This is a genomic window from Chryseobacterium sp. VAUSW3, assembly GCF_002205795.1.
GTDB lineage: Bacteria > Bacteroidota > Bacteroidia > Flavobacteriales > Weeksellaceae > Kaistella > Kaistella yananensis.
The window spans coordinates 933,320-945,834 of the sequence record NZ_NIUY01000001.1; the positions used below are offsets into that span (position 1 = coordinate 933,320).

Genomic DNA, 12,515 nt, shown 5'->3' on the forward strand with positions numbered 1-12,515 from the left:
ACAAATTTAATTAAATCAAATCATTATTTTTACTGAAATATTATAATATGCAGTTCTCCGGACAAATCCTGAAAATGACAACGCAAAACGCGAAACCCATTCAATATTTCCTTAATCTGTCGAATGATCTCATCAATATGAATCAGCTGATCGGTAAAAACCTTAAGTTGAAACATATCGGCTACGAATGCGTGAACTGCGGCAGTGAAGAAAAGATTTACAGGATGGGATTCTGCAAAAAATGTTTTTTCGAAAGTCCTTATGCCAGCGAAACGATCATCCGCCCGGAACTCTCCACCGCTCACCTGGGTATTGGCGAACGGGATTTAGCGGTTGAAGAGGCGATACAGTTGCAGCCGCACATCGTGTATCTCGCCTACACTGGAGATGTGAAAGTGGGTGTTACACGTGAAAGCCAGATCCCAACCCGGTGGATTGATCAGGGAGCGACTTTTGCACTTCCCATTGCCAAAACCGAAAACCGCTACGAAGCCGGAATGATTGAAGTCGCCCTGAAAGAACATCTGGCGGATAAAACCAACTGGCGCAAAATGCTGGAAGACGACTTCGAGGATGATTTGGATCTTGCCGACTTCCGCGAAAAGATAAAAGATTATTTTCCAGATAATTTCAAAAATTTCTATTCGATGGAACATGAAATGCTCCGGTTGGATTACCCATATGAAGCACCTGAAAAAATTAACTCTTTCACTTTAGATAAAAAACCTGAATTTGAAGGCGTTTTACGCGGAATTAAAGGCCAGTATCTGTCGTTTGAAGGTGGTGATTTTATAAATGTAAGAGGGCATGAGGGGTATGTGATTGAACTTAACATCAGTTGATGAAGAACTTTTTATTTTTATTAATTGTTATATTATTTTCATGCAACAATGAAAGTCAAACATTTGATTTATCAAGAAGCAACATTTCCTATCAGGAAACAGACGGTGAAACAGGTTGGAAAAGAGTTTTGCTTATAAAACCAAATAAATGGGGATTTGTGAATGACCAAAATAAAATCATGATCCCTTTTGAATATGATTTTGTAAATCCTTTTGAGAATGGTTTGGCTTATGCAAAGAACAATGGCAAAGAGTTTTTCATCACTAAAAGAAATTTAAAATTAACAGGTGATTATGATGAGGCGGGAATATTTACTTTTGGATTAGCACCGGTCTCTAAAAACAAAAAATGGGGCTTCATTGATGAAAAAGGCAAATTGGTTATCCCAATGCTTTATGACAGCGTGGAATATTTTACCCAGAATGGGCTCAGTGCCGTGAAGCGTAATGGTAAATCTGGATTTATTGACAGGAATGGAAGAGAAATTATTCCTGTTGCGTATGAAATGGTAAAAGGCGAACAATTAGATGATTTTGTTATCGTCCGCAAAAACTATAAGTGGGCTTTCTTCGATAATACAGGTAAACAACTGACGGATTTTTTATACACTGATGTTCAGAGAGCGTGGAAAGGAGATGATACCACATTCTTCGAAAACGGTCCTGCATCTGTAAAGGTTAATGGCAAATATATTTTTCTCAATAAAAATTTACATCCTGCATTTTCTAATCTCAGTTTTGATTCTGCAACTTCTTTCGATTCTAATAAAAACGCCATTGTAATGAAGAACGAAAAGTTTGGAATTCTGAATAATGACGGAAAATTAGTTATCCCAATAGCGTATACTGCTATTGAAAATTATAACAGCAATGGAGATCCTAATCCAAATTTTTACCTTTTAACAAAGGACAAAAGATATGCACTGTTCAATGCGGGTTTAATTAAAATAGCGGAATCAGATGAAGAATTTTTCAACATCACATATTCTAACCAAATCAAATATATTTCATTTAAAAATTTCAGTAATAAATACGGTCTTGTAGATCATAAAGGCAAAATAAAAGTTCCCTTTATCTACGATGAAAGTTTATATTTTCAAGGGAATGCTTTTTCCATTGTGAAGAGAAATAATAAAAAAGGGATTATTGACATTAATAATCGCGAAATCGTTCCACTTAAGTTTAATGAGCTTGTACAAATTGATGACGAGGATATAGATCTGTTCATTGCTACCAATCAGAGCGGTGCTTCCGTAATCGATTTGAACAATAAAATAATTCTTTCAGGAGAAGAAATTCAATCGATCTACAATCAGCCACCGAAATTTATTGTTAAACGTAACAAAAAATACGGTATCGTTGATTTACAAAACAAAAATATTCTTCCTTTTGAATATGATGAAATCTCCAACTGGACAGAATACGGACCAAGAGTCTCTAAATTCATTGTTAAGAATAGCAAAACAGGATTAATTGATGAGAATACTTTTAAAATAACAGTGCCCCCCATTTATGATGAGTTCAAATATATAAATGGCCTTATTTTCGCTAAGAAGAACAACAAAGCCGGAATAATTAATGAGAAAGGAAGGGTTATATGTCCATTTATTTACGATGAGATCTTCCCGAGCCTTTTAGATGTTTATGATTTTAAAGCGGATGAAAAAAGAATTTATGCAAGAAACGGTAATGCCTATTTTCAGATTAATGAAAAAGGGGAAGTATTAAAATCGAATATTACTTTTAAAACTGTTCTGAAAAATACCGAAATTCCAGAACCGCCACCACCTCCCAGACCCAATAAATAAAAACTGGCACAGAATTTAATCTTCAAAAAAATGAGGAATAACTACTTTAGAATTTTACTGAGGATTTTGGGAATTATGTTTCTGCTTTTTTTGGCAGTTAATTTTGGAATTAATTTCTGGCTGAAAAGCAAACTTCCCGGGTATATTAAAAACAATTCCGATTACAAAATTTCTTACCAGTCGCTGGATGTGGATTTGGGCACCGGAAATATTTACGCCACCGGAATTTCAGTCAATAATAAAAATTCTGAAAATCAAAATGTTATAAGGTTGCAGGGAACGGTGGATACGCTTTCGGTTTCGCGGCTGGGAATTTATGATGCGATCTTCAGGAAAAGGATTAACAGCTCTAATCTGCTTCTTAAGAATCCCAATCTCAACATCATTCTCGCAAAACCGATTGACGATAAAACAGGGAAAAAACGGAATCCTGTGGTTTTCGAAAATCTGAAAATCAGCAGCGGCACAATTCAGATTTTTAAACATACAAAACAGAAATTTCTTTCCGTCCAAGACCTCAATCTCGAAGTTGAAAATCTGCAGATGACAGAAGAAGCCGTGGAAAATAAACTTCCTGTGGTTTTCGACCGGTACGATATTAACGGCAAAAATTTCTTTTTCAGGCCTGATGATATTTATGCGGTCACTACAAAATATATCACCACTAAAGACGGTAAAATGAGCCTGGAGAATTTTGCTTTGATTCCGCTTCTGTCTTACCGGGATTTCAGAAAATACTATCCCGAAAGGAGAAATCTCTATGATTTCAAAACTTCGGAAATGCAGTTTAAAGATATCGAACTTAACGGAAACAAGATTAGACTTGCGAATGCCGAGTTTGAAGATCCGGAACTTAAAATTTATACCACCAATGTAAAACCGCCTGCCACGAAGAAAGTTTTTAATTACGTGGTAAATATGGAAGAGGTATTGATGAACAATGCGAAAATCTCCATTCTGAAACCCGCCGGTACTCCGCTGCTGAAAGTTGAAAACATCAGCCTGAACATCAATAAATTTTTGATGAACGGCGATACCTCAAAACAGCCGCTGCCATTTCAGTACGCAGATTTCAATATTTCAGGAAAAAACATCGGTTTTTCTTCAGAAACTGAAAACGTAAAGATTGCTGCAATGGCACTCACGCCAAATTCTGCAGAACTCAGCAGTTTTTCTATAAAACCTACCGTTTCCAAATCAGACAAGACGCTTTTGGATTTAACGGCTCAAAATGTAAAGTTGAAGATCAATGAGTTGAAATTTGTGGAAAACAGACTGAAGCTTAATGTACATAACATTCTGGTCAACAGGGTGAACGGAAAAATTATTACCGGGACAAACAAGAATAAAAAGAAACCGGACTTCAAATCAATTTATTTTCCGCTTACGGTTAAGAATCTCTCCCTAAAAAACTCGAATCTGACAGTTGATAAAGGGAATAATCCTTTAATTTTTAAAGATTTAAATGCGACGGTTCAGCAGGTCGAAATGAATTCGAGTACGATAAAAAATCCTGTTCTTTTTAAAACAGGTTTTTACAGTGTTACTACAAGAAATTTCAGTTACGGAACGAAATTTTATAATCTTTCGGCCTCTTTACTGAAATTCGGGAAAAATGGGGTTCAGATTTCAAATTTTGCCCTAAAGCCTAAAGTTTCCCGCGCGCAGTTCATCCGCATGATACCTGTTGAAAAAGACCTGTATGACGTGAAAGCAGATCTTGTAACACTGAATGGAAACTGGGATTTTTTATCGCCTCAGAAATTTCTGAACGCCTCGCAACTTACACTCAACGGGATGAATGCGAATATTTTCCGCAGCAAAATTCCGAAAGATGATATGTCAGAAAAACCGCTGTATTCAAAATTGCTCAGAAGTATTGGGTTTCCTTTATATATTCAGAATACGGATATTAAAAATTCGGTTTTGGTTTATGAAGAAGATACGCATAAAAGCGACGGACCGGGCAAACTCACTTTTAATCATTTCAATATGAATGTGAAAAACCTGAACTCCGGCAAAATGAAGGGAAAACCAACCCAGATTCCTGTAAATATCACCTGTTTGTTTATGAATGCTTCCCCAATGAACGTAAAATGGAGTTTGGATACCGCCAGCATGACGGATAATTTCTCGATTTCGGGCAATATTGCTGATTTGCCCGCGTCAAGGGTGAACCCTTTTATTGAACCTTACCTAAAGATACGTGCGACAGGTTTAATTTCGGATCTCATTTTCAGTTTTAAAGGCAACAACAGAGGCCTGAACGGAACTTTAAATATGAAACATAAAGACTTAAGAGTTTCGATCTTAAAACCAACGGGCGATAAAGATAAAGTTCTTTCCGCTGTAGCAAATATTTTTGTGAAGACAGATTCCGGTACGTACCCCGATTCGGTTCCGGTTGAAAATGTTCAGCGCGATCCTACAAAATCGTTTTTTAACCTTTTCTGGAAAGGCATCGAATTGGGTCTGAAGAAAACCCTGATTGGGAAAAATGTTGAAAACACCGAAAAAACAGTGAAAACTACAGTTGAAAATACAAAAGCTGCACTGGAGCAGAATAAGACCGATTTGAAAGAAACAAAACAGGAAGTAAAAGAAAAAGTACAGCAAACAAAGGAAAATATAAAGGAAAAAGGCATTTTCCGGAATCTTTTCAGAAAAAAATCCGAAAACTAATTTTCGGATATATGTGTTATTCTAAAATAAAATCTTCACTCTCGTTTATCGGAATGCTTCTCAGGAAATTATCGAATTCTTCTCCTGTATAATTACTTTCAGCGCCATAAGAATCAATGATGATAGAGTGTAAACCATTTTTATCCTGAAGTACATACAGCACCGCATTGTCTTCCGGATTGCTGTCGCCCTCAAATCGGTAAGATTTTATGATGGATAAATCGGTTGGCTCATAGGCGATATCTGTGTCCTGCAAAATAAACTTTTTGTCTTCTGTCATGCAGATCTCTCTGGTAATGCCACGTTCCCTTAGGACATTGATTACCTGGGACAGGGTTTTTAAATTGTGATTTGCCATAATGTTTTGTAATTTTTAATAATCTTAAAGTTACAAAATGTTTGCCGAAGGTGTGGGTAAAAAACAAAAAACGCTGCAAATCAATGAAGATTAACAGCGTTTAAAGTACCTCGGACGGGACTTGAACCCGTACATCCTTGCGGATACAGGATTTTAAGTCCTGCGTGTCTACCAGTTCCACCACCAAGGCAGGTAGATTGTTGAGCGAAAAACGGGATTCGAACCCGCGACCCCGACCTTGGCAAGGTCGTGCTCTACCAGCTGAGCTATTTTCGCAATAAAAGTGCGGATGGAGGGACTCGAACCCACACGCCTCACAGCACCAGATCCTAAGTCTGGCATGGCTACCAATTACATCACATCCGCTAAATAACTTCTTCTCTTTTTTTGTGAGTGCAAATATAAATACTTTTTCTCTTTTAAAGCAAGAAAATTTTACATTTTTTAAGATTTTTAAAGTTTTTAATTTTCCAACTTCTTTTTGTCTCGTTTATTTATTACTTTTACACCTTTAACAATCAATTATGGAATTACAAGGAATTATAAAGAAACTAGGTGAGGTTCAGACGTTTGCAAGCGGCTTTCAGAAAAGAGAAATGGTTATTGTGACCGAAGAACAGTATCCGCAACCAATTAGTATCGAATTTCTGAAAGAAAAAGGTGATTTACTTAATGCTTATAAAGAAGGAGATAAAGTAAAGGTTTCTATCAACATCGGAGGAAGAGAATGGACTTCGCCACAGGGTGAAGTAAGGTATTTCAATTCGATCACGGGATGGAGAATTGAAAAAGTAGACGGTGGAAATTTCAATGAACCTGTAGAGGCACGTCCGGCAGAATCGAAACCTGCAGCTTCCAATACCGATGTTTTTGCTGAAGAAGATGATGATTTACCTTTCTAAAAGATTGGTCGAAACAAAAAAATAAATAAAAATCCTGCCTTGCCCAAGCGCAGGATTTAATTTTTGAAAAATGGTTTTACTCGATCCAAACGAAATCTCTTTTCCCGATCCTGAATTGATGAATTCAGAAAGCGGCTTGCTGGCGGTGGGTGGCGACCTTTCTCCCGAAAGGCTCTTGTTCGCTTACCAAATTGGGCTTTTTCCGTGGTATAATGAAGGCGAAGAAATTCTTTGGTGGTGTCCCAATCCAAGATTTGTACTTTTTCCGGATGAAGTGCGCATTTCAAAATCAATGAAAAAAATCCTGCGAGATGGAGTCTTTACTTTTACTGAAAACAAATGTTTCCGCAAAGTCATGCTTCACTGCAAAAACACCTACAGAAAGGGGCAGGACGGAACCTGGATTTCCGATGAACTGATTGACTCGTTTACAAAACTTCATGAACATGGTTTTGCAAAAAGCTTTGAAGTCTGGCAGAACGAAGAGCTCGTCGGTGGCTTTTACGGAGTTCAGATCGGAAACGTGTTTTGTGGCGAAAGTATGTTCGCCAAAGTAAGCAACGCCTCAAAAGCCGGATTTCTAAATTTCATCCTGCAGAATAAAGATCTGGAACTAATCGACTGTCAGATTCACTCTGAGCATCTCGAAAGTCTGGGTGCAAGGATGATTCCCAAACTTGAATATTTAAACATTTTAAAAAGAAACAATGAATCCTGAAAAAGAAAAATGGGTTTTACTGGTGTTGCTCTCCGTTATTTGGGGTTCTTCATTTATACTGATAAAAAAATCACTGGAGCATTTCAATCCGTATGAAGTAGGCGCGCTGCGCGTTTTGATTGCCGGAATTATTCTGCTTCCTTTGGCAATTCTCAACATCAGGAAATTTCCAAAAAAACATTTGAAATGGCTTATACTCGCTGCAGTGACAGGAAATTTCATTCCCATGTTTCTTTTCCCGATTGCGGAAACCGAGGTAAGCAGCAGCATTGCGGGAATCATCAACTCGATGATGCCGATTTTCGTGATTATTGTGGGCGCGCTGCTCTGGAAATTTCATACCACCAAAAGACAGGTTGTTGGCGTCATCATCAGTTTTACCGGTGCGTGTATTTTGGCGTTTTCCGGTGGCGAAGGCGGCGAGTTCAAACTGATTCCGATATTACTGTTACTTTTGGCGACCTTAATGTATGCAATAAGTACCACGACGGTAAAATCAAAACTCAGTGATATTCCTGCAAAAATTCTTTCTGCATTTGTCTTTTCATTTGTTCTGATTCTTCCATCGGTAATTGCGCTGGTATTTGCAGGATTTTTTAATAATATTCAGGTAAACAGCAGTTTATGGGAAGGGATTGGCTTTGTAAGTTTACTCTCAATCTTCGGAACCGGGCTGGCGATGATGCTTAATTACAGACTTCTGAGTGTTTCAACTCCGCTTTTTGCCTCTACCGTTACGTTGCTGATGCCGGTGGTGGCGATTATCTGGGGACTTTTGGATGGGGAAAAACTTACTTTGATGCAGGGTTTTGGAGGAGTGATTATTCTGGCGGGATTAATTTTTCTCCGGCAGATGCCCGCAGCCCAAAAATAAAAAACTGCAAAGCCCAATGGACAGTGCAGTTTGAAATAAATCTAATAAAAAGTAAAAATGAAAGGCGACAAAGATATGTTTTTGTTTCCATATGAAGCAAGCTATTTTTTAAATTATTTTTAAAAATTTTCAAAAGAGCCTCAGGTTTTTAATATTTTCCTAAATTAGCATCATGTTTATCAAAGATTACATTTCGAAAGATTACCCGGCTTTCAACTCCAGCGACATGATTGATGATGCGAATGAAATGGCGAAAGAGTTCGGTTATTCTCATGTATTTGTAAAAAAGAAAGGCGTGTACCAGGGCGCGATCAGCCAGTCCTTTTTAGATGAAAGTCCGGAAGGAACGCTGGGCTCACTCGATATGCATTTCGAAAAATTTGCAATTCTGGACGACGGTAATCTGCTCGATTCCATCAAACTTTTTCACACCTTCAACTGCAACGTGGTTCCTGTGATTTCGAAGACCGAAAAATACATGGGCTATCTTTGCTGCGACGATATCTTTCATGAATTTTCAAAATACCCGCTTTTCTCGGAAAACGGCGCGGTGATGATTGTGCAGACCAGTGGCAGACATTATTCCATGACTGAAGTCTGCAAAATTGTAGAATCAAACAATGGTAAAATCTACGGCTGTTTCATTAATTTAATTACCGAAGACTATATACAGATCACCCTGAAATTCAATAGCGAAAATACCAGCTCTATCGACGAAACCTTCGAAAGATACGGCTACAGCGTAGTTCATAAGTATTATGATGATGAGAAGGAAGACCTGCTGAAAGACAGATTCGGTTTCTTTCAAAAATTTCTGGAGTTTTAAATGATGAAGGCAGCAATATATTCTCAAAAAAGCGACTTAGATACCTTTCTGTATCTCAGTAAATTTGTTTCAGAGCTCGAAAAACGCGGCGTACAGGCGGTTTTACACGAAGAAATGGCCAACGCGATGCAGTTTTCGAAAATCTTTGAAACCTTTTGTGGGAAAGAAGATTTAAAGCAGAAAAAAGTAGATCTTTTTTTTACCTTCGGAGGCGATGGTACCATTGTAAACTCATTGCTATATGTGCAGGATTTAGAAATTCCTGTGGTGGGAGTAAATACCGGAAGGCTGGGATTCCTGGCAAGTTTCAGTAAGGAGGAAGTTTTTTTGGAACTTGATGATATTATTAAAGGAGAAGTAAAAATTAGCCGAAGATCGGTTATTGAAATTGTTTCGCCGAACAACTCTGTTTTCTTTCCCTATGCTTTAAACGATTTAACAGTCTCGCGTAAAGAAACTACCGCCATGATTACGGTAGAATCTTATATAAATGGAGAGTTTCTCAATGTCTTCTGGGGCGACGGTGTCATTATTTCCACCCCAACCGGTTCTACAGCCTATTCATTAAGTTGTGGCGGACCAATTATTACACCAGCCAACGCCAATTTCGTCATCACACCTATTGCACCTCATAATCTGAATGTGCGGCCCTTAATTGTAAATGATGATGTGGAAATTCGCCTGAAAGTTGAAAGCCGTGTTCCGCAATATTCTTTGTCTCTCGATTCCAGGCTGATCCACATGGAAACCGATGTGGAAATTGTGCTGCGTAAAGCAAAGTTTCAGATCCTGCTCATTCATCCCAATAACTTAAGTTTTTACGAAACAATCCGCCAGAAACTCCTTTGGGGAAAAGATAAAAGAAACTAATGTTTTTCGCATAAAATTCTTAACTTTACAGACCTAAAATTCAGAATAAATCTTTTAAAAAATATATTATGAACAGACGTTTTCCGGCAGGTGTTGCCACAGGTCAAATGGTTACCGACATTTTTGAATATGCTAAAGAAAATAACTTTGCACTTCCCGCAGTAAACGTTATCGGTTCCAGTAATGCGAACGCGGTGATGGAAACTGCTGCGAAATTAAATTCTCCCGTAATTATTCAGTTTTCAAATGGTGGCGCAGCATACAATGCAGGAAAAGGTTTAAGCAACGATGGGCAAAAAGCCGCAATAGCCGGTGCAGTCGCAGGTGCAAAACACATTCACACGTTGGCTGAAGCTTACGGAGCAACTGTAATTCTGCATACGGACCATTGTGCGAAAAAACTTTTACCTTGGATTGACGGTTTAATGGAGGCTAACGAAGAGTTTTTTGCACAAACCGGAAAATCTTTGTACTCATCACACATGCTCGATCTTTCTGAAGAACCGATTGAAGAAAATCTTGACATTTCCTGTAAATATTTCGAAAGAATGGCAAAAATGGGCATGACACTCGAAATTGAACTTGGAGTTACCGGTGGTGAAGAGGATGGTGTAGACAATTCGGGAGTAGATTCGTCTAAACTTTATACCCAGCCTGATGAAGTGGCGTATGCTTACGAAAGATTGAAGGCAATTTCTCCTCACTTTACCATTGCAGCAGCATTCGGTAATGTTCACGGCGTTTACAAGCCAGGAAATGTTAAACTGACCCCAAAAATTTTAGATAATTCTCAGAAATACGTTCAGGAAAAGTTTGGCCTTGGTGAAAAACCGGTGAACTTCGTATTCCACGGCGGATCTGGTTCTACTGTTGAAGAAATTAGAGAAGCAATCAGCTACGGTGCGATAAAAATGAACATCGATACCGACCTTCAGTTTGCGTACACCGAAGGAATTCGCGATTATATGGTTAACAATCTTGAGTATTTGAAAACTCAAATCGGAAACCCTGACGGAGACGACAAGCCAAACAAAAAATTCTATGACCCAAGAGTTTGGATCAGAAAAGGCGAAGAAACTTTCAGTGCAAGACTTGAAAAAGCTTTTGAAGATCTGAACAATGTAAATACACTTTAAAATTAAAATTTTAGATGATAAATTTTAATTGCGTCGCACTTTTATAATTTAAAATCTGGAATCTAAAATCTATCAAAAATGGCATTCGACTGGTTTAAAAGGAAAGCAAAAAATATCACCACTTCCACAGAAGACAAAAAAGATCTTCCGAAAGGACTTTGGCATCAGACTCCTACAGGGAAAATTATTGAGCATGAGGAACTTAAAGCTAATAATTATGTCTCTCCCGAAGACGGTTTCCATGTGAGAATTGGCAGCAACGAATTCTTTTCAATTCTTTTCGACGGAAATAAATATACAGAACTCGACGCGAACGTAGAAAGCGTAGATATGCTGAATTTTAAAGATACCAAAGCTTATACAGACCGTTTAAAAGAAGTAAAAGCCAAAACCAAGTTAACAGATTCCATCCGTAATGCAGTAGGAACGGTAAACGGAGAGAAAATAGTGATTTCATGTATGGATTTTGCGTTTATCGGAGGATCATTAGGTTCGGTAATGGGCGAAAAAATCCGTCGTGCAGTAGATTACTGTATAGAACACCGCCTTCCTTACATGATAATCTGCCAGTCCGGTGGAGCAAGAATGCAGGAGGCGACTTACTCCCTGATGCAGTTAGCGAAAGTTCAGGCGAAATTGGCCCAACTTTCAGAAGAAGGACTTCTGTATATCGCTTATCTTTGCGACCCTACTTTTGGTGGTATTACCGCATCTTTCGCGATGACTGCCGATATTATTATGGCAGAACCGGGCGCGTTGATCGGATTTGCCGGACCAAGGGTAATTCGTGAAACCATAGGAAAGGATTTACCGGAAGGTTTCCAGACTTCAGAATTTCTGCAGGAAAAAGGTTTCGTAGACTTTATTGTAAAGCGTACAGAAATTAAAGAGAAGGTTTCCAAAACCGTGAGACTTCTCGTACATTAATATAATCTTAAAAACGATAAAAATCTCTCCTTTACAGGGGAGATTTCTATTATGAGAAGAATAGCCAGAATATTGCTCAACACCTTAAGAACTTTAAGTTTCAGGAAAATTCTGAGACTTTTGAGACTTGCTCTGCCGCATCCGCTCTTCTCATTATTGGGATTTTATGCGACGGTGAAAAGTTTTATGCTTGCTCAGAAGCATTTCCCGGAAACCAACGCCAACAGCGGAATCGGGAATGCATACCGACATGCGCTGTGGACATGCCTCATCATGATGTACTGCTGCAAAATATCGTCGCCGCACAAAGCTTTAGATTTCTGTAAAAAAATGACCGATCTTCACGAGGAACTTTTCCCTAACGAACCTTTGGAGAAAAAGATGGATTTACATAATAATCAGGTGGGAATGGATCTTTTCATGGAATTACTTCCTGGAATTCACCGCCAGTTCTTCGAAACTAATTTTTTCGTTGAAAAGCTCTTTGTGAAAACGAAGACCGCAAAAATCCTTACCAATTTGGAAGATAATTTCGAATCTGATTTAGTATATTTAAAGCAGTAAAAAACCCT

General features: G+C 38.2%; 12 protein-coding genes and 3 tRNA genes. 11 read left to right on the forward strand and 4 right to left on the reverse strand.

What is annotated here, in order from left to right; all coding sequences use genetic code 11:
* Window positions 1-47 precede the first annotated feature (47 nt).
* From CDW55_RS04200 to CDW55_RS04210, 3 genes are read left to right on the forward strand one after another with little or no spacing between them, the layout of a single operon-like run.
* A complete protein-coding gene (locus CDW55_RS04200; protein ID WP_088468451.1) occupies window positions 48-842 on the forward strand; it encodes a DUF2797 domain-containing protein in 795 nt (264 codons plus the stop codon).
* Complete coding sequence (locus CDW55_RS04205; protein WP_088468452.1) at window positions 842-2,650, forward strand: WG repeat-containing protein; 1,809 nt, start codon at window positions 842-844, stop codon at window positions 2,648-2,650. The genes CDW55_RS04200 and CDW55_RS04205 overlap by 1 nt, the downstream gene beginning before the upstream one ends.
* A gap of 30 nt (window positions 2,651-2,680) precedes the next feature.
* Window positions 2,681-5,332, forward strand: a complete 2,652-nt coding sequence (locus tag CDW55_RS04210) for a hypothetical protein (RefSeq protein WP_088468453.1) — start codon at window positions 2,681-2,683, stop codon at window positions 5,330-5,332.
* 16 nt (window positions 5,333-5,348) lie between these two features.
* On the opposite strand, the gene CDW55_RS04215 is transcribed toward CDW55_RS04210, so the two are convergent.
* From CDW55_RS04215 to CDW55_RS04230, 4 genes are all read right to left on the reverse strand, one after another.
* Window positions 5,349-5,690, reverse strand: a complete 342-nt coding sequence (locus CDW55_RS04215; RefSeq protein ID WP_088468454.1) for a hypothetical protein — start codon at window positions 5,688-5,690, stop codon at window positions 5,349-5,351.
* 106 nt (window positions 5,691-5,796) lie between these two features.
* Window positions 5,797-5,880, reverse strand: a tRNA-Leu gene (locus CDW55_RS04220).
* 13 nt (window positions 5,881-5,893) lie between these two features.
* A tRNA-Gly gene (locus tag CDW55_RS04225) sits at window positions 5,894-5,966 on the reverse strand.
* A gap of 8 nt (window positions 5,967-5,974) precedes the next feature.
* Window positions 5,975-6,056: transfer RNA gene (locus tag CDW55_RS04230), tRNA-Leu, on the reverse strand.
* A 158-nt stretch (window positions 6,057-6,214) separates the two neighbouring features.
* On the opposite strand from CDW55_RS04230, the gene CDW55_RS04235 reads away from it, so the two are divergent.
* The 8 genes from CDW55_RS04235 (at window position 6,215) to CDW55_RS04270 (ending at window position 12,507) form a co-directional block, all read left to right on the forward strand.
* Complete coding sequence (locus CDW55_RS04235; protein WP_088468455.1) at window positions 6,215-6,592, forward strand: DUF3127 domain-containing protein; 378 nt, start codon at window positions 6,215-6,217, stop codon at window positions 6,590-6,592.
* A 70-nt stretch (window positions 6,593-6,662) separates the two neighbouring features.
* Window positions 6,663-7,310, forward strand: coding sequence for a leucyl/phenylalanyl-tRNA--protein transferase (aat, locus tag CDW55_RS04240; protein WP_088468456.1), 648 nt, complete (start codon window positions 6,663-6,665; stop codon window positions 7,308-7,310).
* Window positions 7,300-8,184 (forward strand): DMT family transporter, encoded by an 885-nt coding sequence (locus CDW55_RS04245; RefSeq protein WP_088468457.1) that lies wholly within the window; start codon window positions 7,300-7,302, stop codon window positions 8,182-8,184. Before aat ends, CDW55_RS04245 begins: the two co-directional genes overlap by 11 nt.
* 172 nt (window positions 8,185-8,356) lie before the next feature.
* Entirely contained in the window at window positions 8,357-9,010 is a 654-nt protein-coding gene (locus tag CDW55_RS04250) for a CBS domain-containing protein (RefSeq protein ID WP_088468458.1), read from the forward strand.
* A 3-nt stretch (window positions 9,011-9,013) separates the two neighbouring features.
* The gene (locus tag CDW55_RS04255; RefSeq protein WP_088468704.1) at window positions 9,014-9,880 is read left to right on the forward strand and encodes an NAD kinase; all 867 of its coding nucleotides are present in this window, start codon (window positions 9,014-9,016) and stop codon (window positions 9,878-9,880) included.
* A 68-nt stretch (window positions 9,881-9,948) separates the two neighbouring features.
* A complete protein-coding gene (gene fbaA / locus CDW55_RS04260; protein ID WP_088468459.1) occupies window positions 9,949-11,016 on the forward strand; it encodes a class II fructose-bisphosphate aldolase in 1,068 nt (355 codons plus the stop codon).
* A gap of 78 nt (window positions 11,017-11,094) precedes the next feature.
* Complete coding sequence (gene accD, locus CDW55_RS04265; protein ID WP_088468460.1) at window positions 11,095-11,943, forward strand: acetyl-CoA carboxylase, carboxyltransferase subunit beta; 849 nt, start codon at window positions 11,095-11,097, stop codon at window positions 11,941-11,943.
* A gap of 51 nt (window positions 11,944-11,994) precedes the next feature.
* The gene (locus CDW55_RS04270) at window positions 11,995-12,507 is read left to right on the forward strand and encodes a DUF6973 domain-containing protein (RefSeq protein WP_088468461.1); all 513 of its coding nucleotides are present in this window, start codon (window positions 11,995-11,997) and stop codon (window positions 12,505-12,507) included.
* The last annotated feature ends 8 nt before the right edge of the window (window positions 12,508-12,515 follow it).